This window comes from Anabaena azotica FACHB-119 (assembly GCF_014697625.1).
GTDB classification, from domain to species: domain Bacteria; phylum Cyanobacteriota; class Cyanobacteriia; order Cyanobacteriales; family Nostocaceae; genus Trichormus; species Trichormus azoticus_A.
On sequence record NZ_JACJSG010000007.1, the window covers coordinates 194,896 to 215,316 of the forward strand.

A 20,421-nucleotide genomic window follows, 5' to 3' on the forward strand; every position below is an offset into this window, starting at 1 on the left:
TTGCAAAATGTACATTCTTGATACCGACCATCTCAGTCTCATCCAGCGTAATAACCAAGAGGGAAAGCGCATTCTAGCAAGACTGACAGCTATTAAAGATGTTGACGTTGTAGTGACTATAATTACCTACCAAGAACAACTTAGAGGTCGGCTCAATGTGATATCTAGAGCAAAAACAGTAGATGATCAGATTTTAGCATATCAAGGACTACAGCAACTAGCTACAGATTACCGCTTTATTGTGATTGTTCCTTTTAACAGCACAGCAGCTATAGAACATCAACGCCTAAGAAAAGCCTATCCTCGTTTAGGAAATATGGATTTAAAAATTGCTGCTATTTGTTTGACTAACAACGCCACTTTACTAACTCGTAATACCTCAGATTTTGGACAAATTGGAGAACTGCGAATAGAGGACTGGTCAAAATTATAGCGACGATGCTCCGCCCCACCGGAGGTGATCGCCTAGACCAAGCACCAGTTTGTCAATTACAATTACCTAGCGTCATTCCTCACAGTTTCCACGGCACATGGAATCCTATGAAATAGAATAGAGAAGAAGACAAAGCATATTTAACATCCAGCTAACTCAGCATAATCTCCCATGACTACTTCTAACCGCCGCTACCACATTACCACCTTCGGTTGTCAAATGAATAAAGCCGACTCAGAGCGCATGGCTGGCATCTTAGAAGACATGGGCTTTGAGTTCTCCGAAGATCCCAACAATGCAGATGTAATTCTCTACAATACCTGCACTATCCGCGATAACGCCGAACAGAAGGTATATTCTTACCTGGGTAGACAAGCGAAGCGTAAACATCAACAGCCAGACTTAACCTTAGTTGTAGCTGGTTGTGTTGCCCAACAAGAAGGCGAAGCGCTATTACGGCGTGTGCCAGAATTAGATTTAGTTATGGGGCCACAACACGCCAACCGCCTCAAAGATTTACTAGAGTCGGTGTTTGCTGGAAATCAAGTTGTGGCTACCGAAGCCGTGCATATCATGGAAGATATCACCCAGGCGCGGCGAGATAGCACCGTCACAGCTTGGGTAAATGTGATTTACGGCTGTAACGAACGCTGTACATATTGCGTAGTTCCCAACGTGCGCGGCGTGGAACAGTCCCGCACACCAGAAGCCATTCGCGCGGAAATGGAACAACTGGGAAGGCAAGGTTACAAGGAAATTACCTTACTTGGTCAAAATATTGACGCTTACGGCAGAGATTTACCAGGAGTGACACCGGAGGGCAGACACCTACACACCTTTACAGACCTACTATATTACGTTCATGATGTGCCAGGGGTAGAACGGTTAAGATTTGCTACTAGCCACCCTCGTTATTTTACGGAGAGGTTGATTAAGGCTTGTGCAGAGTTACCCAAGGTTTGCGAACACTTCCATATTCCTTTCCAGTCTGGTGACAACCAAGTATTAAAGGCGATGGCGCGGGGATACACCCATGAGAAATACCGCCGGATTATTGATACCATTCGTCAGTATATGCCAGATGCCTCAATTAGCGCCGATGCCATTGTCGGTTTCCCTGGGGAGACAGAAGAACAGTTTGCAAATACCTTGAAATTGGTGGATGATATCGGCTTTGACCAATTAAACACAGCCGCCTACTCACCCCGTCCAGGGACACCAGCCGCATTGTGGGAAAATCAACTGAGTGAAGAAGTAAAAAGCGATCGCCTACAAAGATTAAACCATTTAGTTAACGTCAAAGCAGCCGAGCGATCGCAGCGTTACATGGGACGCATCGAGGAAGTCTTAGTAGAAGACCAAAACCCCAAAGACAAAACCCAAGTCATGGGACGTACCAGAGGAAATCGTCTCACCTTCTTTACTGGAGATATTAACCAATTAAAAGGGCAATTAGTCAAGGTGAAAATTAACGAAGTTCGCGCTTTTAGCTTGACTGGTGAACCGATAGAACTGCGTCAAGCGTTGTCAGTTTAAGCGAATGTACACCACAGTGATAGTAATTATTTGTAATATTGCTTATGACACTAGCAATTGTAGCTGAATATGCACCACTAGAGACTAATCCTGATGGAGTAGTTCTAGTAGGTAAAACTCGCGTCACCCTAGACACTGTAGTTACCGTCTTTAAACAAGGGACAACAGCAGAAGAGATTGTTCATCGCTATCCGTCACTGGGGCTAGCTGATGTCTACGCCACTATTGCTTTTTACCTTAAACACAAACAAGAAGTTGAAGCCTACCTACAGCAACGACAACAGCAAGCACAAGAAATTCGCCAGATGAATGAGTCTAGGTTTAATCCTCAAAGCTTGCGTAATAGATTACAAACCCGCCAAGCTGAACAGTAACAATGTTAAAGTTGCTTGCTGATGAAAACTTTGATAATACCATCGTCAGAGGATTACTACGACGTAACTCAAATATTGATGTTGTCCGTGTCCAAGACGTTGGTTTATCAGGTGAAGATGATCCAACAATATTGTCATGGGCAGCACAGGAAAATCGAGTGTTACTTACCCATGATGTTGCTACAATTACACTCTACGCCTATGAACGGTTAGCACAAGGTCAGCGAATGCCTGGAGTGATTGAAGTTGGTCTTAATTTGCCTATTGGTCGGGTTATAGAAGATATTCTGATTATCCTAGAATGCAGCCTAGATGGAGAACTAGAAGGACAAATTTATTATCTTCCACTATCAAGCAATTGATGAATTACTATGTCCTATCCTCAAGCTGTCTTAAAAAAGCGAATAATTTCCCGCACATGATCAAGGAATTGCCCATCAGTAGAAAGTTGAGCGATCGCATTTCTGGCTTCCCTAGTTAAACGCTCATGTTCATTGTGATTTGTTGCTCTCAATTCTTCTAAATTAGCAGCAATTTTTGCTAAATCTTTGCGAGTTTCATCGGCAAAACGTTGTTGGGTTGCTGCTAAAGAATAGGGCTGTTCTAAGTTAAATTGGTCTTCCAAAACTCTAACTTTCTCTTCCAATTCTACAAAGCGATGACGCAGTTCCACAATATCTTCACGCGGGTATTTCCACTCCTCGCTAATCATTGTCAACCTAGCATAAATATACTCATAAGCACGAATTGCTGGTCTAAGAATTGTTAATAATAAAGCTGCACCAGAACCGATATAACCGACAGAACTAATCCCAGTGGCGGCGAGAGTGTAAAGACCAATGGTTGAGAATAAGTGTAAACCTAAAGCTATCCAAAGCGATCGCCTAGCTAAACTCTGGACATATTGCACTTGTCTTTCGTCCACCGGAATATCTCGTTCTCTTGACTGTGCGGCTTCCGCTAAAACTTGTTTAGCTTGGAAGTGAACATTCCAAGGAACAGTAACAATTACCAACAACCACCAAAAACTTGCACCGCCAATTATCCAATCAAGAAAGTTACCCGCAGGTATATGTAGCCATTGCAGTATACCAAAAGCTAACAGCACTGTAACTACAATTCCCGTGATAGAACTAACAAAAAAGTATAGATACATATAATATCCTGCCTCCATTCAGTTGTAGGAAATAGGGGAATATGTAGAGACGTTGCATGCAACGTCTCTACATTGGTTGTCAAAAAATCCTCTTAACATCACGTTGCTCAATTACGAATTAATCTCATGATGGCTATACTTAAGCATCTAAACAAAAAACTTTGTGATGCTTTTTCTATCTGCATATATAATTTACGGGATGAGATAACTACGCCAAACTCCCTCACTATCTTTACTAGCCTTATCTGGAAGCAACAACCGCCAAGTTTTACCTTCTTGCTGAATTTGCAGGTAAATATCAAAGGGTTGTTGCAGTTTGGTTAACTGTCTGTTGGGTAGCTGAAATGTTAAGTCGTAGGTTCCCAAAACTTGGAAAGCTGGTAAATTTTGAATCGTCAGGGGTTTTTCTTGGCGAATTTTCAGGTGTTTAATTTCAAAGCCTTGAAAATTTAAGTCTAGCTGTTGATTAAGTTGTTGTTGAGTTTGTTCTAACTGAGTTGCGATCGCTTTCTGCACTAACTCGCTAGTGGGTAATAAGCCAATGTTGTTACAACCTACTAATAATATCAGTAATACTGCTGTTAAAAATAATCGCACCATATGATTTTTTCTAGATTTCAGCGATAGTATAGCCGTACATACCCACAATTTTCGCATTAAGTATGTCAGCCCAGACTATCGGCCTTGATAAACAACTCTACGACTACCTTTTAACAACCTCTATCAGAGAACCGGAAATTCTTGGGAAACTGCGTCAAGAAACTGCTAACCATCCCTACGCCAGAATGCAGATATCTCCCGAACAAGGGCAGTTCATGAGACTCCTGATACAATTACTAGGAGCCAAGAAAACTCTAGAAGTGGGTGTATTTACTGGTTATAGTTCACTGTCTGTAGCCTTGGCGCTACCTGCGGATGGCAAAATTATAGCTTGTGATGTGAGTGCAGAATTTACTGCGATCGCCCGCCGCTATTGGCAGCAAGCAGGCGTAGCTGATAAAATCGACTTGCGAATAGCTCCCGCAGTCCAGACATTAGATGCACTCTTGGCAGAAGGACAAGCGGGAACTTTTGATTTTGCCTTCATCGATGCAGATAAAGAAAATTATGATGCTTATTACGAACGCGCCTTGCAACTAGTCCGTCCTGGTGGCTTAATTGCCATTGATAATGTCTTATGGTCTGGAAGAGTTGCAGACTTTCAAATTCAAGACCAAAGTACCCAAGCCATCCGTGCTTTAAATGAAAAATTGCACGATGACGAAAGGGTAACACTTTCACTAGTTCCCATCGGTGACGGACTTACCCTAGCACTCAAGCGGGGTTAATTGAATGCTTCATGCGTAAATTATAAATAATGTAGAGACGTTGCATAGAACGTCTCTACTCACTTTAACAGTGAACAGTGAACAGCTATCAGTTAAATACGAAAGTGAAACACCACACCAATTGGTGGAAGGCGTATTTTAGCGCTTTTTGATCCCCCACCATACGCAGTCAGGACTGATAACTGATAACTGATAACTGATAACTGATTTAAGCAAGCGCAGGTTCTGCAACCTTCTCAGCTTTATTCTTTAAAACTGTTGGTAATTCGCTATTAAATATCTCACCTTCAACTATCTCGGAGCGGAAACCATCGACACCCACAGGGATATCACCAGTAATGGTAGTACGATATAGCACACGCTCAACTTCTATATGATCCAAATCTTGAGGCGCTAAATGTGCGGTGGCGCGGTTGTCCCAGAAGGCGATGTCACCGTTATGCCAACGGAAGCGGGTGGTGTAGGCTGGCTTGGTGATTTGCTTGAAGAATAACTCAAGCAGCAACTCGCTTTCTTGTGGTGATACGTCCAGAATGTGGGAGGTGAAACCAGGGTTGACGAACAATGCACGTTCGCCTGTCTCAGGATGAACCCGCACTACTGGGTGGATGGAAACTATGGGATTAGCTGCTATACGTTGAGCTAGTTTGCTATTGCTGGGTATCCGTAAACGCGCATTGAACCGATGTTCGGCTTTTAATTTGTCTGCCAACTCACGCAAGGGTGCTGATAAACCCTCGTAGGCTGCAACTAAATTAGTCCACTGTGTATCACCACCAACACTAGGAACGTTAACAGCCCGGAGAATTGACCCCGCAGGTGGGTTAACTGCGGCGGTGACATCGGTGTGCCAACGGCTTTCGTAGCTGGAACGACGCAAGCCATTCTTGCGTTCGTAGCGACTGCGGTCAACTGGCAGAATTTGGGGATGTTCTTCGATAGGTTCGTCTTCGTGGGGGTGGGCGTAGGTGACTTCGCCAAAACGAGCCGTGAACGCCACTTGGGCAGCATGATCAATATTTTGATTGCGAAAGAAGACAACTTTCCACTTCAATAGTGCTTTGCGAATTTCTGCGATGACTTCATCTTCTAGATGTGTTGAAAGGTCTACACCACCGATTTCTGCACCAGTAAAACCGGATGTAGGTTTAACTTCGATATGCTTGTAACCCATCTGAGTCTCCATTTTATCCATAAACTTGGCAAAGTCCGCTTCCTATGTTGCCGTCAGGCGTAAGCAACATAAAAAGCGTTCTTCGTTGAAATCTATTCTACAGTAAATCGACCAAATTACCGTATTTTAGTTTTACATTATTTTAAGCAGCCGAAAATTAGGCTTTTTAGGGACTTCCAGAGCAAAAAGTATCTAAAATGTAGGGTGCGTCAGTACGATAAACCCTAACTCCACCAAGAAAATATTCATACTGACGCACTCTACTAACTACAATAAAGTCAATTCAGTACGGACAACACCAGCGCGTTGATGACGGGCTAATAGTTGCACCGTAGTACCAGAAGGGGCGCGTACTACCCACTCTACCTTGGTGCGATCGCTTGTAGAATCGCTTTGTCTTCTGGTAGGGGTTGAAGATTTATAAGCGCGTCCTTCCAATTGACCAACTTCTTCTTGTGCTTTACCTACTGCTAAACTCGCACCCGCAGGTAATTCAATCTCAAAAATACAACCTCGTACCAGCTTTTTCTCTAAAGCTTTTTGGGTGACGTAACTAGGTAGCCAACCTGTATTTTGCACCACCAACTGCACTCGATACAAATCATTACCCAAACTTTGAAAACTAGCATCGTAAATTTCCAAGCGAGGGGAGATTAACAAATGCCAAACCAACCACTCAGGAAAACAGGCTATTTCCTTCTCTAGAAAATTTGCAGGTGGGTTTGCCCAAGCATACATGGTATCCCAACCACCTAATTCGATTTTCCCCAATTGAGGATGTTCAAAAGGATACCAATCTACATAACCCTTGCCACCCAGTTGTTCATCATTCCAACTTAGCAATTTCAGGTCATCTGCTAACGGATGTTCTCGTTGCCAATCGGTATACTTATAATCAGTAATACCAGCTTGACGCTGCGGACTCCATACTTCTACAGTCCAAGCAAATAAACCTTGGTACTCATAAGCCCAATCATCGAATGTACCCGTGATACAATCTTTGGGGTCATAACGGAAATCATGGAAGGCAGAGATAGCTGGGTAGCCTGTAATTTCTGTACCCTTATCACCAATTTTTTGATAAGTGCGGATGTCATTCACCGGAAACTCATCATCACTTCTATCGGTGTAAGGACGGATGAGAACGCCGCTATAGGTATGAAAAGTGATAGCCCCAGTTATGTTAGGATGAGTAGTCACGAATTGAACGAGCGATCGCACCTCCGACTCAGATGTGGGATAAGGCCCAGAACCTGGTTGTTCAAACTCCTGTCGCCACAACGCCGGAAAATTGCGGTTCAAATCTAACCCTTCCTTGGGACGCTGAACCTTAATTTCCACACCATCGTAATTTTCTATCCATCCTTCCGGTAACACACGATAATATTGACCACCCGTTTCCGTCGGTTCACGACGCACCAACAAACGCGGTTCACTAGGACAGACTTTCCAAGCCCCATTATCATCGGGAATACGCATGAGTAAAACCCGCCCATCACCATCCATATCTTCCATCACCAACCCCTCGTTATATTCCTCATCATGGGGATAGGGACGGGTTGAAGAACGCAAAAACTTTGGTTTATCCGCCAAAGCCAACTCCGCCCCATCAGGGTTAACGCGGGGACAAATATAGAAGACGCGACTATCTAAACAACGGGTAATATCTGGGTGTGTACCGTAGGCTGTAACTAAAGTTTGCAAAAAGTAGAGACATACACTAGAAGGTGCGAGTTCAATCGCATGGATATTACCATCAACCCATAACCCTGGTTTTTCTGCATCTGTACCCGTAGCAAAGTTAGTAACTGTCAACAGCCAAATGTCCCGACCTTCATAACTTTTACCGATACTTTCTATTTTGATGAGTTGCGGAAACTCCTGTGCGTAACCATGCACAATTGCTGTCAGTTCCTCGTAACGGTAATACTTATCAAAGCGAACATCCGGCATAATCAAACTCTGCTCCCGTTGTTAATGAATTTACAATATTTTCAGTAAAGTTTTTCAATACCACTGTTATTGGGGAGTGGGGAGTGCTGACAATTCCACGAAAAAACCCACACCTATCAGACTCCCCTCACTCACAATATCAGGACTTACGCACCAAGGTTATCTGTTGAGACAGGGTGTAGGGGGGTAAGGGTGTAAGGGTTTTAAAGATTTACACCCCTATACCCCTATACCCCTACACCCTTGCCCAAACCCTTGATTTTTCGTTTTTATGCGTAAGTCCTAAATATATAGCTATGGGATGTCTATAATTATTTCCTTGGGGTCATGCTCAGACACCATAGTATAAGTAAAAATACGACTTAGGCTTGGGTAAATATGGCTGTTTGTACTAGGATAATTTTCTCCTATAACTATGGATTATGTCTCTATTGAAACTGCGGCTACTCTGAATACAGAAATTCTCCCCATTACTCCACCAGAAGCAACCCTCACCCTTACCAATAAATCAACTCTCCGCATTCCCAAAGATGCAATTCGCACAAGCTTGAAAGCATCAACTGTAGATTCTGTATTCGCCACAGTCTACTCTTTGGGTACTGGGGGAATTTTGCTGAGTAACTTCTTAATCGAGTTAGATGCTAGCCCAGTGATATTTGGGATGTTGTCTTCTATCCCCATGCTGGTGAACTTGATTCAACCTTTAGGCGCTTACTTATCTGAGCTTACCACTAGCCGTTTTCAATATTCTATGTGGATTTTTGGCACTGCTCGCTGCTTATGGCTGATTTTATTTATCGGGGTGATTTTATTCAGTTGGGGAAACATCAATGCTCAACAATTAGAAATATTAACATTATCAATTCTCTTAATCACCAATTTGTTAGGAGGATTAGGGAGTCCTTCTTGGCTAAGTTGGTTAGCAATGATTGTACCTCGACGCTTACGAGGTAGGTATTTTGGGTTACGTAATAGCGCAGCTAGTTTTACTAATTTAATTTGTGTACCTTTGGCTGGGTTGTTTGTCTCTCATTGGTATCAGGGAACTATTCAAGGTTACGGTTTATTACTTTTTATCAGTATATTTTTTGGAATTTTAAGTTTAGTATGTCAATACTTCAAGGTAGATGTAAATCCGCAATGGCAAAATGCGATCAGCTACGCTGGGCGGAACGCCATCGCTCAACCCCCCCAACAAACTAAACTTAGTCATATACCCGATACCACAAGCGAAATTACCCCGCCACAAAATGATTCGTTCAGCATCTGGAAAAACTCCAATTTCTTAACTTTTCTGTTTTATTTCGGTTGCTGGATGCTAGCTGTCAACATTAGCTCCCCTTTTTTTAACCTCTATATGCTAGACACACTCAATCTAGACGTGAGTTGGGTAACGCTATATGGTAGTCTGCAAGCCGGAGCAAATTTGCTGATGCTGATTTTTTGGGGGAAGTTAGCAGATAAGATAGGCAATCGACTGATTTTAATTGTTATCGGTATTTTAGTAGCACTCACCCCATTACTTTGGCTGGGAATTGGTGCAGATACTTGGGGGATTTGGTTGTGGTTTCCTTTATTACATATATTGCTCGGTGGAGTTTGGGCAGCAATAGACTTATGTAATAACAATATCCAGCTAAATATTGCCCCAACTAAAAACCAGTCAATATATTTTGCGATCGCCTCCGCCGTGGCTGGGGTATGTGGTGCATTAGGCACAACCATAGGTAGTATTATCGCCCAGTTTCCTCAGTACGGAGGTTTATTTGCCGTATTCATTCTATCCACTGCGTTGCGCCTAGTAGCCATAGTTCCCTTGTTCTTCGTCCAAGAACCAGGGAAGTAGGGACTGGGGACTGGAGACTCTCACAAGTGTAGGTTTTTAATATAGCAGTGAGTAAGGACTATAAAACTAACGAGAAAATCATTGTTTCATCCACCCCTACACCCCTACACCCTACACCCTTACACCCCAAACCAAGGTTTTTGGAACACCAATAAAAAACCTACACCTGTCAGGGACTGGAGACTGGGGAAGTAACCCACCCTAGTGGCGCGACCGGGCTAAAATACTGTTGTAAATACTCAATGGTTTTAGGTTCACATATACCCAATTGTAGTAAAATAGCTACTAGAAAAGATGTGCCAGTTTGAATGTTATCGTAAATAAAAGGGTTTAAGACCCCTACGTCTATACGTAGTATCATTTTCAGTCGGGGTTTAAATCCCCGACTGAAAATGTCTTTAATTTTGAATTTTGAATTTTGAATTTTGAATTGTTATTGGAAAGGTAGTCCCTGCGGCTTTTAGCTTAGGGATAGAGGGCAAAAGCAGTTTGCCCTTCTCGGATTACTCCGGGTAAAGTAGCTATTTAGGATATTTGTCCATAAATCTACTAACTGTAATAAGTTTTCTCTCTAATACCAATTCAAAAAATCTTTGCCACACATCAATGATCTGTAGGGGCGCACATCTGTGCGCCCCTACCCTCATATGCGTTTATCTGCGTTCAAATTTATCCAAATCTATCGCTACATTTTAGTCCGATCACGCCACTAGCCGCTCCCAGCAGGGGAAAAGCAGGGTGGTTTCATACAAAGAAAGAAAAAACTAGATCGAGTTGATTGGACAAAGCACGTTGTGCTTGGGGAATAGTAAGGAAACCAAAAAAGCGAGCGATCGCAATTAAAAACCTGCCCAGTCCCCAATTAGTTAAACTTCATTGCAAAGTAAGAAGCGAAGTGAAACAACATGATAAGTTTTGATAATGTAAAGCGATTGTAAAAGAGGATAAGGAGAATACGGTGGCAATCGAATCAAACTTATTAAACGGCACAGTTCTACCCAAAGAAGACATTAGTGAGTATGTTGCCCACCTCCAGCTACACATGACTTTACAAGCTCGGAATCTAGTTCCACCCTTGCAACAGACCATAGAAGACAGTAGACAGCAATTACTGCATCAAACCCAAGCCAATTTTGAAAAACTCGTTTCTCGGCAAGGGTTATAATATAAAATATAAATTAACAAAAAATCAAATAAAATAAAAGCGGATATCGTTGGTTTCACCAAGAAAGTGTTACCTACGAGTCTGCTTTTTCTGGTTTTTCAGCATTTAGTTACGAAAATCACCCTTTGGGTGCAAGAGTAAAGAGCATAAAGCCGTTAAAATTATTGCAGCATCTCCCCCGATCCAATCCGTTAAGGCTAAATGGCAGCCCAAAACAAAATGACCTCACTACTCCCCCGCAATCTCAGCGTTGTCATCCGGCCAGTCCATTACCGGGATCTGGACGGAATCGAGCGGATATCTCAAGAATCATTTGCGGCCGACACAGCCCACGGTGCTAGTGCTGTTGCTAATCAAATGCAATGGCTGCGTCGCTGGTATGGTTTACTCAAGTTTTTGAGTTGGTTTCCCAACCCGCTACAGTACCGTTTTTGTGCTTACGTAGCCGAACAGGGGCGGATGCTGTTAGGAATGATTCAAGTTTCGCCCTTCAACAGAACGCGCAGTACTTGGCGAGTTGATCGGGTAGTGTTGGATCGGGCTGTCGATAAGCAAGGTATAGGCTCACAACTGTTACGCCACTGTTTTGAAACAATTGTCGAAGCTCGTACTTGGCTGTTAGAGGTTAATGTCAACGATATAGAAGCCTTAGCACTTTATCGGCAAAATGGGTTTCAGCGTTTGGCAGAAATGACCTACTGGGAAATTGACCCCGATTTATTAAGGGAATTAGCACAAGCCGAGCCAGATTTACCCAATCTGTTGCCAGTAAGTAATGCTGATGCCCAGTTGTTGTATCAATTAGATACAGCATCAATGCCGCCATTAGTGCGCCAAGTGTTTGATCGCAATACCCGCGATTTTAAAACCAGTTTGTTCGGCGCAATTAGAGATGCGATCAAACAATGGGTAACAAAAATTGAAGTAGTAAGTGGCTACGTATTTGAACCCCAACGCAAAGCAGCGATCGGTTATTTTCAAGTACAACTAGACCGCAAAGGTGAAACTCCCCACGTTGCTACCTTGACAGTTCACCCTGCTTATACTTGGCTATATCCAGAATTACTGTCTCAGCTAGCGCGTATTGCACAAGATTTTCCCCAACAAGGCTTACAACTAGCCTCCTCTGACTACCAGCCAGAGCGAGAAGAATATTTAGAGCGTATTGGTGCAAAACGTATAGAACACACCCTAATCATGTCTCGCTCAGTCTGGCACAAACTGCGGGAGTCAAAATTTGTCTCCTTGGAAGGTATCCAATGGACTGATGTCCTCCAAGGGCTACAACCAGCACGTAAACCTATACCTGGGGGTATGTCATGGGTAAATACCGGACAGCAGTCATCCCCAGACATTCCCGTACCCAACCCATCAGAACCTATGGCCTTTGGACTAAAAGAATCCTCAAGTCAACAAGAGCCAGTAGATGAGAGTAGGGAGTAGGGACTGGGGAGATGGGGACTGGGAAGCAGAGGAGCAGAGAAGAATGACTAATGACTATGGACTAATGACTAATGACTAATGACTAATGACTAAATATATTTCAGCTTTGGGACTGGATGTGGGACGCAAGCGAGTTGGTGTAGCAGGGTGCGATCGCACTGGGTTGATCGCCACTGGGATCACCACCGTTGAGCGTACATCTTTTGCACGAGATGTCCAGCAGATACAAGATATAGTCAAGGAGCGTCAGGTAGAAGTTCTCGTGGTGGGTCTACCATATTCAATGGACGGTTCTATAGGGTTTCAAGCTCGTCAAGTGCAGAAGTTTGCTACAAGGCTGGCTAAGGCTTTGCAGTTACCCGTGGAATACGTTGATGAACGCCTGACTTCTTTCCAAGCAGAACAAATGCTCATAGCTGAAAATCGTTCCCCATCACGCAACAAAGGCTTAATCGATCGCAAAGCCGCAGCATTGATTTTGCAGCAGTGGTTGGATGCTAGGCGCACTAATGCTCAGAGTTCGGCGATAGCAGTCGAGTATTGATACCTTTGAACGTGATATTCTGAAAGCTGTTACATAGCAGTTGTATCTAAGTCTAAAGCTTTTTGCTTGACATAATTGTCATTCAAAAGTAAGGCTGCTTTCACATCTGCTGGTACTTATAAAGTTTCATACCTTGGCTATGTTTTCCTCCCCATTTTCTGAAGATAACGACCATGATCCGACAGGTTCCATCACCTTAACCGATGAAAAAGGGCGATCGCTGGAATGTTATGTTGAACATTCGCTCACAGTGGATGAACAAGAATATGTTTTACTACTTCCTGTCGATTCACCCATTGAAATTTTTGCTTGGGAAGGCGATGACGAAAACGAAGAAGCAATTCTCGTAGAATTTGATGATGCCATTATTGATGACCTCTTTGCTACCGCTCAGGCTGTCCTAGCAGAGCAAAACTTGGTACTCAAACAAACAGCCTACGCTTTAACAGTAGCTGGTGATTTACCTCCTGTAGAAGAATCAGAGCTATTTACTCTCGAAATTGAAGACGAAGCGGCTGATTTGGAACCAGAACAACTCCAGCTACTTGCTAACTTCTATCATGATGATCAGGAGTATGCAATTTATACGCCTCTTGATCCTCTGCTATTTTTCGCCAAAATTACAAAAACTGGCGAACCTGTTTTACTCTCCCCGGAGGAGTTTCGCAAGGTGCAACCCTTATTAGAAGAACAACTTTTCAACGAAGTTGAATAAAATCAAAAGTTTTCAATTAAAAATTAAAATATCACATTTTTGATTTTTAATTTGCAGAAAACGAAGTATAGTTAGTTGCACCATAGTCCAATTTGATGCCAAGGATCAAACCGTTCTAGTAACTATTGGTTGACTAACTTTGTGATTCAGTTACAACGGTAATCAATCTACATCTAGTAAAATGCCAAAATCTCAGAATATGTGGGTTTTGGCATTTTGAATTCTATGGTAGGGAACAGGTGACAGGCCTATTGATTTCGTAGTCAGGACTTTAGTCCTCAATACAGACTTAGCATTGGGAACTGTTACCGTACTCAATGAAAACTAACTTGAGTTTTAAGGATATTTAGCCTTAAACAAAAAATGCTCAATCCGACATCGAAAATCTAAAATCTAAAATTGTATGACTTGGAACAAATTTTTACAGCCTGATTTAATTTTGGCGGGTTCAGTATTAAACCTTACCCTAGATGTTATTCAACATCACAAACTCAAGGGATTGGTGTTGGATGTAGATGAAACTTTAGTACCAATTACAGTCGGAGAAGCTTCGCCAGAATTGAAGGAATGGGTAGAAGAGATTCGCAGCCATACGGCGCTGTGGCTAGTAAGTAATAACCTCAACCAAGCCCGCATCGGTGGTATTGCTCGCTCCTTAAACATACCTTACTACTTGGGTGCAGCCAAACCCTCGCGGCGCAAAATTAGAGCAGCTTTACAAGCAATGAATTTACCAGTTGAGCAGGTGGGGATGGTGGGCGATCGCTTATTTACCGATGTCTTAGCAGGTAATCGTTTAGGTATGTTTACTATTTTAGTTGAGCCAATCGTCCATCCTGAAGCGGCTTTGCGCTCTCATCCCATCCGCAATTTTGAAGTTTGGTTTTCTGAGATTTTAGGAGCCTCAATTAATCCTGAACATACAAAAAGTTACAACAAGTAATAATCCTTAAACAAATAGAACCTAAAGAAATAATTAAGAAAGACGATGATCAGCAAAATTTCGGAGAATATAGGTATTAATAAGATGGAGTCAGCAAAAAAAGACTCTAGTGCATAATAAATCAATATAAACTAGTAAAGCGTCAGCCTTCACCTATAGAAGGACTGGCGCTTTAAAATTTAGTCCAGAGTCCATAGTCAACAGTCCATAGTCCAGAGTGAAAACTGTTGACTGTTGACTGTTGACTGTTGACTGTTGACTGTTGACTAATAACCAATGACCAAAACAATTGTCGTCAAAATTGGCACTTCTAGCCTCACGCAACCGGAAACTGGACAATTAGCGCTTTCTACCATTGCGACTTTAGCGGAAACGCTTTGTTATCTGAGACAGCAAGGTAATCGCGTGATTTTAGTTTCCTCTGGTGCGGTGGGGGTGGGTTGTGCGCGTTTAGGTTTAACCGAACGTCCCAAAGCGATCGCCCTCAAACAAGCAGTAGCAGCAGTCGGTCAAGGTCGATTAATGCGTGTATATGACGATTTATTTACCACCTTGCAACAGCCAATCGCCCAAGTTTTGCTCACCCGTAGCGATTTGGTACAGCGCAGCCGTTATTTGAATGTTTACAATACCTTTCGGGAATTACTAGCGCTGGGAGTTATTCCTATAGTTAATGAGAATGATACAGTCGCGGTAGAGGAACTGAAATTTGGTGATAATGATACACTCTCAGCATTGGTTGCTAGTCTTGTTGAGGCAGACTGGCTGTTTTTACTCACGGATGTAGATAGATTATACTCAGCCGACCCGCGTTTTGTCCCCGATGCTCAACCGATATCTTTAGTAACTAGCATCAAAGAATTAGCAGACTTACAGGTGCAAACAGGAACTCAAGGTTCTCAATGGGGTACTGGCGGGATGGTGACAAAAATTTCCGCCGCCAGAATTGCGATCGCGGCGGGAGTGCGTACTGTCATAACTCAAGGGCGATTTCCCCGTAATATTGAGAAAATCTTACAAGGGGAAATGATAGGGACTCATTTTCAACCCCAACCAGAACCAACTTCTGCTCGTAAACGTTGGATTGCCTACGGTTTAGTACCTGCTGGTAAATTATATTTAGATTCAGGTGCGATCACCGCAATTGTCCAAGCTGGTAAATCCTTATTAGCAGCCGGAATCAAAACAGTTGAAGGTGATTTTGATCCGCAAGATGCTGTGCAGTTATTAGATACCCAAGGTAACGAAATTGCCAGAGGGCTAGTTAATTATAACAGCCATGACTTACAAAAAATTTGCGGTCGTCATTCCAAAGAGATTCCCACAATTTTAGGTTACATCGGTGCAGAAACCGTCATTCACCGAGATAACTTAGTCTTGACTTAAAAATAGGGATTAGGGTCTAGAAGCTAGAGGCTAGAGAACAAATATTAATGACTAGACCTCTTGCACGAATAATTAAACAAGCAAAATACATAACTTTAAGACTTATTATTTTGCGTTCTTCTTTGCGTCTTATATTATGTCCGCCTAATTAGTTGTAATTCGGTGCATCTGTGCAAAAAGGTGAAAACTCTTTCTCCCCCTACCCCCTTGCAGTCTTAATGATAAGTCTTTTACCGGACACGATATTAGCGCCTACTCTGCGAGAACGCCTTGCGGCGAATGCGTGAGCCTTAAAATAATATTGTCCGCAACGCCAAAGTATTTATGCAAGAAGTCTACTGTGAAAAAAGAAAACCCCGTTGGGTAACAGGGTTAAATTACTTTAGCCGCAATAATCAACCGTAAAAAAGCAATTTAGACCTATATATAAGTAAAAGGTAGGAAAACCCACCTTTCGTACAGAGCTTATCTTTTAGCCTGGATTTAATATTACATAGGCGTTTGGCATCAATATTACAATCTCATGACATTTGTATGTATCTGGATAGAGTGACCTTGCACATTAGCTACCAAAAAAATCAGGTGTGCGATCGCCATCAGAAATTCTTCGCTCCACATATACCCTCTATCTTTGCATTCTCAGGGTGAGATTAACAGACAATAATAAATTAGTACTCAGGCGATCGCTTGACGTAGCGAGATGCTATTATGACTAAAGGAAACTCTGTATCAGCAGTTTCTCAATTTCACAATCCATTCTGAATCAATATCTGGAGAGGTGTCCGAGTGGTTGATGGTGACGCACTCGAAATGCGTTAAGGATGCAAGTCCTTCGGGGGTTCAAATCCCCCCCTCTCCGTTTTTACCACCTTACCCTGCCATCTCAGCAAAAATCAAAAAGTTTAGTTTTTTCTGAAAAATTGAGTTGGGTTTAAAAATATCTAAATTCTATTTTTCCTCTGCCTAAAGTGACAAAACAGAGTTAAAATGGCGTTTCCACTTGTAATTGAATAGTCTCTTCTGAGTGCGGATGCTGAAAGCGGAGTTCTCTAGCGTGCAAGTGTAAGCGAGTTACCCCAGCAGTGCAACCATAAAAGCGATCGCCTAAAATCACCACCCCTAATCCTTGTGCATCCGCCGCATGAACTCTCAATTGATGGGTGCGTCCTGTAAGTGGAACAAATTCTATACGGGTGTAATATCCTTCTCTGGCGATCGCACGATACTCTGTCACACTAGGTTTACCATGTTGCCAGTCAACTTGCTGATAAGGTCGGTTCTGGGGATCACCCCACAATGGCAAATCAATTATCCCTGCATCTGTGCTGATAACTCCTGCAAGTATAGCTTCATAAACCTTATAAACTTGTCTGTGTTGAAACTGTTGATTAAGTTGACGATAGGTTTGGCTATCCTTTGCTAGTAAAAGAATACCCGATGTATCCTGATCCAAGCGATGTACAGCAGCCAGCATCTTCTCATCAGGTAAAAGATGACGCAAACGACTAACAACACTATCTTGGCTGTCAAGATAACGTCCCGGAACTGACAACAACCCAGCAGGTTTATTCACAGCCATCAGCCATTCATCCTCATAAATCACATGACTACCAAAATCTAGGGTAGAAGAGTGAGATTTCAACCCCGACAACAAAAACCCCATCAACGGTTGACAACGTTCCTCGCAAGCACCGTAAAACTCACCCTGAACCTTATCTTGAGAAGATGAACCACACCAAAATTCAGCCATTGCTAAGGGTTTCAGTCCATGAGTAGCCGCATAATGCAGTAGTTTAGGCGCACAACAGTCTCCTGTTCCCGTAGGTAAACCACTCGGCATTAATTGCTGCAATGATGCAGATTGTCCTAAAAAATTCATCAAAGTGTAAGCAGCGTGCATCTGCGCCTGCAATTGTCGAGATAGGGATTTCCGCTTTTGCTTGAGGTACTGTATCCTAGCATTTGCTGTGGCGATCGCTTCCTCTAATGGTTGCAATACCATATCCCGTTCTTGCTTCAATCGTCGACTTTCCATCCCGTCCTGACGACTTTCTTCATCAAGCTGTTGCAAAGCAGCAGTAATTGCTGCTGGTGAAAGAGTTGCGGATAATAACTGACGCTGCTGTTGTCTTTGATACTTGCGTTGACGGTGGCGATCGCTCATTGCTTGCAACTGCTGATCAAATTCAAGCGCAACAGCCTCATACTTTTTTCTTTCTGGTAGTTGGTTGAGAGTAATCAACTCCTGCTTAATAGCATCTAATTCAGCCAAAGTCCGCACCTCATCCAAGGCAACTTTTTCTCTCCCTGGAATCGGTGGAACCCAACCATCGACTACACTTTCACCATTTAGCAACCCAGAGAAAGCCTTCAGTACCCGTCTTTCACCAGTCCGCGTTTCCACCAGCAAGATGCCATACATTTTCCCTTCACGAGAGTGTAGCTCATCATCAGCCAATTCTGCCATTAAACCACGAGCGATCGCCTCCACTAGAGCAGTACGAGGCAACCTCAACAACTCTCCAGATTGCAGACAATACCCTTCATACCAATAGTTAGCGGACAAATTATCACCCATCAAATCTGACAACCTCCATAAAAGGTATAATGACAAATCCAATGGATAAAATAGTTTGTAGTAAGGACTTTAATCCTTAATTGTTGACAACCAAAGCCCTTACTAAAACCTATCAAAACTTTGAACATCAACCACTAGTTTATACTTGTACCAACAACATTACTCAATCCTTGCACGAAGTGCCGGATTAGGAAAAAGAGCCTGGAAACCAGCTTGGCGTTCATCTAATTGTTCTGGGTTATAATCCCAAAGGCTACTGTAGTAGAAAAAAGCCACTCCCAACCCACGTTCTCGCGTAGTCCGCACCTGAGATTTAATCTGTGACATAGGAACAGCATTATTGCGTAATCCTGTCATAATCCCGATCCCAGTGGGTATGACTCGTTGTGCTTCTTGAATTTCAGGACGAGTGATAATAGAGGTAAAACTTGGCAAATTAGGACGATAAACTTGCACAATAAGTTCATCTACAATCTTTAACCGTATCCAAGCCAGCCAATCTTGTAATTGGAACTTGTAAGCAAAATCATAATAGTTAGGAGATACAGAGAAAATTACGTTAGGCTTTCTCGCCTTTACAGCTTGGTTTAGCCGTACCATAAACCCCGTAATTTTATCAGCACGCCAGCGCACCCATGCAGGGTCTTGAGCATTAGCAGGCGGTGGATTTTTAGTCTCTTTAGTATATAAAGCAACAGTATATTTATCGTAACCAAATTCATGAGGCAAGCTCATGTGATCATCAAACTGAATACCGTCAACATCGTAGTTAGTAACTATTTCCAGCACGAGGTCACTAATCAAACGTTGAACTTGCGGGTGAAAAGGATTCAGCCAAACCACCTCACCAGCAGCGCTAATTGAAGTTTGCCCACCATTACGCTTTTGAGTTAACCATTCTGGATGGTTCATAGCCAATTCTGAGCTTGGAGGAGCCATAAAACCAAACTCAAACCAAGGAATAGCTAACAAACCTCGGCGATGTGCTTGATTGATCACATCCGCAAGAATATCATGTCCATCCGTCCCACGAAATACAAAAGGTTGGATACCAGCCCTTTGTGCTACAGCGCTAGGATACATTACATAGCCAGAATTCCAAACCACGGGGTAGACTGTGTTAAAATTCAACCGCCGTAGTTTACTCATAGCATCCTGCACCTTGAGACGATCTCTAAGGATATCAAAATCATTGTTAGTCATCCAAACCCCACGAATTTCTTGCCGGGGTAGTTGAGATGTAGCAGGAATAAAGCTATTTACCAGTAATACTGTGACAAAAGATATCAAGATCAAAATAGGGAAAACACTCTTGAGCAAAGTTCGACGATAAGTCTTTGCCTGTCTAAGTCGCCACTTGTAAAAAATGCTGCTTAAGTGCATTGATTTAAACAATGCTTTAGCCACCCCCACGCGCCACACCATGAATTTGTAATAGAACTTACTAGCCATAGATTTTACCCGCTTTATTGCTTACTAAAGAATGGTTCATTAGTAGTAATTCAATGCGGTGCATCGAAATTTCTGCCTCAATAAAAATTGAAGCATACTTAGCACAGTAAGTATAGTTAATGAGTTAGATTTTATCAGTAACTCACAAATATCTACATTGAGAAGCACTTCATATTAAATAAATTGAGATATTTTAATACACAATTGATTACCTTATAATTACGTAATTATAGAACAAAACCCCCTTCCGTAATAGAAAGAGGGTTTGTTGTGAGAAAAATAAACCTGGCACCGAGCGATTGTGGCGTAGGGCAACCCCTAAACTATCGTAGCCGTAGCAGAGTTTCACAACTGAGTTCGGGATGGGTTCAGAGTGGGACCAATGCACCATAGGC

19 protein-coding genes, 1 tRNA gene and 1 rRNA gene are annotated in these 20,421 nt (G+C 42.6%); 14 read left to right on the forward strand and 7 right to left on the reverse strand.

The annotated features are described in order from the left end of the window. Positions 1-7 precede the first annotated feature (7 nt). The 5 genes from H6G83_RS07095 to H6G83_RS07110 are packed head-to-tail and all read left to right on the forward strand — an operon-like array spanning position 8 to position 2,705. Entirely contained in the window at positions 8-433 is a 426-nt protein-coding gene (locus H6G83_RS07095; RefSeq protein WP_190469047.1) for a type II toxin-antitoxin system VapC family toxin, read from the forward strand. Between the two features lie 5 nt (positions 434-438). Next, the gene (locus tag H6G83_RS35195) at positions 439-549 is read left to right on the forward strand and encodes a carotenoid oxygenase family protein (RefSeq protein ID WP_242044459.1); all 111 of its coding nucleotides are present in this window, start codon (positions 439-441) and stop codon (positions 547-549) included. 55 nt (positions 550-604) lie between these two features. Beyond that, complete coding sequence (miaB, locus tag H6G83_RS07100) at positions 605-1,969, forward strand: tRNA (N6-isopentenyl adenosine(37)-C2)-methylthiotransferase MiaB (RefSeq protein WP_190469050.1); 1,365 nt, start codon at positions 605-607, stop codon at positions 1,967-1,969. A 44-nt stretch (positions 1,970-2,013) separates the two neighbouring features. Then, the gene (locus H6G83_RS07105; RefSeq protein ID WP_190469053.1) at positions 2,014-2,343 is read left to right on the forward strand and encodes a DUF433 domain-containing protein; all 330 of its coding nucleotides are present in this window, start codon (positions 2,014-2,016) and stop codon (positions 2,341-2,343) included. Positions 2,344-2,345: 2 nt separating this feature from the next. Then, entirely contained in the window at positions 2,346-2,705 is a 360-nt protein-coding gene (locus H6G83_RS07110) for a DUF5615 family PIN-like protein (protein ID WP_190469056.1), read from the forward strand. Between the two features lie 20 nt (positions 2,706-2,725). On the opposite strand, the gene H6G83_RS07115 is transcribed toward H6G83_RS07110, so the two are convergent. Together H6G83_RS07115 and H6G83_RS07120 are read right to left on the reverse strand one after the other, a co-directional pair. Continuing rightward, a complete protein-coding gene (locus H6G83_RS07115; protein ID WP_190469059.1) occupies positions 2,726-3,499 on the reverse strand; it encodes a hypothetical protein in 774 nt (257 codons plus the stop codon). 192 nt (positions 3,500-3,691) lie between these two features. Then, on the reverse strand, positions 3,692-4,099 hold the full coding sequence (locus H6G83_RS07120) for a hypothetical protein (protein ID WP_190469062.1): 408 nt from the start codon (positions 4,097-4,099) through the stop codon (positions 3,692-3,694). A gap of 62 nt (positions 4,100-4,161) precedes the next feature. Here H6G83_RS07120 and H6G83_RS07125 point away from each other — a divergent pair, with 62 nt between their 5' ends. Continuing rightward, on the forward strand, positions 4,162-4,827 hold the full coding sequence (locus H6G83_RS07125) for a class I SAM-dependent methyltransferase (RefSeq protein WP_190469065.1): 666 nt from the start codon (positions 4,162-4,164) through the stop codon (positions 4,825-4,827). Positions 4,828-5,035: 208 nt separating this feature from the next. On the opposite strand, the gene H6G83_RS07130 is transcribed toward H6G83_RS07125, so the two are convergent. Further along, positions 5,036-6,022, reverse strand: coding sequence for a TauD/TfdA dioxygenase family protein (locus H6G83_RS07130; protein WP_242044461.1), 987 nt, complete (start codon positions 6,020-6,022; stop codon positions 5,036-5,038). A 246-nt stretch (positions 6,023-6,268) separates the two neighbouring features. After that, on the reverse strand, positions 6,269-7,954 hold the full coding sequence (locus H6G83_RS07135) for a M14 family metallopeptidase (protein WP_190469068.1): 1,686 nt from the start codon (positions 7,952-7,954) through the stop codon (positions 6,269-6,271). A gap of 415 nt (positions 7,955-8,369) precedes the next feature. Between H6G83_RS07135 and H6G83_RS07140 the strand changes: the two genes are divergently transcribed. From H6G83_RS07140 to H6G83_RS07175, 8 genes are all read left to right on the forward strand, one after another. Further along, positions 8,370-9,800, forward strand: coding sequence for an MFS transporter (locus tag H6G83_RS07140; RefSeq protein WP_190469071.1), 1,431 nt, complete (start codon positions 8,370-8,372; stop codon positions 9,798-9,800). A 964-nt stretch (positions 9,801-10,764) separates the two neighbouring features. Further along, positions 10,765-10,965: a hypothetical protein gene (locus tag H6G83_RS07145; RefSeq protein WP_190469126.1), complete on the forward strand. Its 201-nt coding sequence runs from the start codon at positions 10,765-10,767 to the stop codon at positions 10,963-10,965. 201 nt (positions 10,966-11,166) lie between these two features. Then, positions 11,167-12,408 (forward strand): GNAT family N-acetyltransferase, encoded by a 1,242-nt coding sequence (locus H6G83_RS07150; RefSeq protein WP_190469074.1) that lies wholly within the window; start codon positions 11,167-11,169, stop codon positions 12,406-12,408. A gap of 85 nt (positions 12,409-12,493) precedes the next feature. Continuing rightward, the gene (gene ruvX / locus H6G83_RS07155) at positions 12,494-12,952 is read left to right on the forward strand and encodes a Holliday junction resolvase RuvX (protein ID WP_190469077.1); all 459 of its coding nucleotides are present in this window, start codon (positions 12,494-12,496) and stop codon (positions 12,950-12,952) included. Positions 12,953-13,091: 139 nt separating this feature from the next. After that, entirely contained in the window at positions 13,092-13,667 is a 576-nt protein-coding gene (locus tag H6G83_RS07160) for a DUF3727 domain-containing protein (protein WP_190469080.1), read from the forward strand. A gap of 403 nt (positions 13,668-14,070) precedes the next feature. Continuing rightward, positions 14,071-14,610 (forward strand): YqeG family HAD IIIA-type phosphatase, encoded by a 540-nt coding sequence (locus H6G83_RS07165; RefSeq protein WP_190469082.1) that lies wholly within the window; start codon positions 14,071-14,073, stop codon positions 14,608-14,610. A gap of 276 nt (positions 14,611-14,886) precedes the next feature. After that, complete coding sequence (gene proB / locus H6G83_RS07170; protein ID WP_190469084.1) at positions 14,887-15,996, forward strand: glutamate 5-kinase; 1,110 nt, start codon at positions 14,887-14,889, stop codon at positions 15,994-15,996. A 772-nt stretch (positions 15,997-16,768) separates the two neighbouring features. After that, positions 16,769-16,855: transfer RNA gene (locus H6G83_RS07175), tRNA-Ser, on the forward strand. A gap of 123 nt (positions 16,856-16,978) precedes the next feature. Here the strand turns inward: H6G83_RS07175 and H6G83_RS07180 are convergent. The 3 genes from H6G83_RS07180 to rrf form a co-directional block, all read right to left on the reverse strand. After that, positions 16,979-18,574 carry an RluA family pseudouridine synthase gene (locus H6G83_RS07180; protein WP_190469088.1) on the reverse strand — a complete coding sequence of 532 codons (1,596 nt, stop codon included), beginning with the start codon at positions 18,572-18,574 and terminating at the stop codon, positions 16,979-16,981. 159 nt (positions 18,575-18,733) lie between these two features. Next, positions 18,734-20,026 (reverse strand): glycoside hydrolase family 10 protein, encoded by a 1,293-nt coding sequence (locus H6G83_RS07185; protein ID WP_190469091.1) that lies wholly within the window; start codon positions 20,024-20,026, stop codon positions 18,734-18,736. A 283-nt stretch (positions 20,027-20,309) separates the two neighbouring features. Beyond that, a 5S ribosomal RNA gene (gene rrf / locus H6G83_RS36505) occupies positions 20,310-20,421 on the reverse strand; the annotation flags it as partial.

Coding starts and splice junctions, on each gene's coding strand:
- H6G83_RS07095 (WP_190469047.1), top strand. CDS start 8: ATGTACATTCTTGATACCGACCATCTCAGTCTCATCCAGCGTAATAAC.
- H6G83_RS35195 (WP_242044459.1), top strand. CDS start 439: ATGCTCCGCCCCACCGGAGGTGATCGCCTAGACCAAGCACCAGTTTGT.
- miaB (WP_190469050.1), top strand. CDS start 605: ATGACTACTTCTAACCGCCGCTACCACATTACCACCTTCGGTTGTCAA.
- H6G83_RS07105 (WP_190469053.1), top strand. CDS start 2,014: ATGACACTAGCAATTGTAGCTGAATATGCACCACTAGAGACTAATCCT.
- H6G83_RS07110 (WP_190469056.1), top strand. CDS start 2,346: ATGTTAAAGTTGCTTGCTGATGAAAACTTTGATAATACCATCGTCAGA.
- H6G83_RS07115 (WP_190469059.1), bottom strand. CDS start 3,499: ATGTATCTATACTTTTTTGTTAGTTCTATCACGGGAATTGTAGTTACA.
- H6G83_RS07120 (WP_190469062.1), bottom strand. CDS start 4,099: ATGGTGCGATTATTTTTAACAGCAGTATTACTGATATTATTAGTAGGT.
- H6G83_RS07125 (WP_190469065.1), top strand. CDS start 4,162: ATGTCAGCCCAGACTATCGGCCTTGATAAACAACTCTACGACTACCTT.
- H6G83_RS07130 (WP_242044461.1), bottom strand. CDS start 6,022: ATGGATAAAATGGAGACTCAGATGGGTTACAAGCATATCGAAGTTAAA.
- H6G83_RS07135 (WP_190469068.1), bottom strand. CDS start 7,954: ATGCCGGATGTTCGCTTTGATAAGTATTACCGTTACGAGGAACTGACA.
- H6G83_RS07140 (WP_190469071.1), top strand. CDS start 8,370: ATGGATTATGTCTCTATTGAAACTGCGGCTACTCTGAATACAGAAATT.
- H6G83_RS07150 (WP_190469074.1), top strand. CDS start 11,167: ATGGCAGCCCAAAACAAAATGACCTCACTACTCCCCCGCAATCTCAGC.
- ruvX (WP_190469077.1), top strand. CDS start 12,494: ATGACTAAATATATTTCAGCTTTGGGACTGGATGTGGGACGCAAGCGA.
- H6G83_RS07160 (WP_190469080.1), top strand. CDS start 13,092: ATGTTTTCCTCCCCATTTTCTGAAGATAACGACCATGATCCGACAGGT.
- H6G83_RS07165 (WP_190469082.1), top strand. CDS start 14,071: ATGACTTGGAACAAATTTTTACAGCCTGATTTAATTTTGGCGGGTTCA.
- proB (WP_190469084.1), top strand. CDS start 14,887: ATGACCAAAACAATTGTCGTCAAAATTGGCACTTCTAGCCTCACGCAA.
- H6G83_RS07180 (WP_190469088.1), bottom strand. CDS start 18,574: ATGGGTGATAATTTGTCCGCTAACTATTGGTATGAAGGGTATTGTCTG.
- H6G83_RS07185 (WP_190469091.1), bottom strand. CDS start 20,026: ATGGCTAGTAAGTTCTATTACAAATTCATGGTGTGGCGCGTGGGGGTG.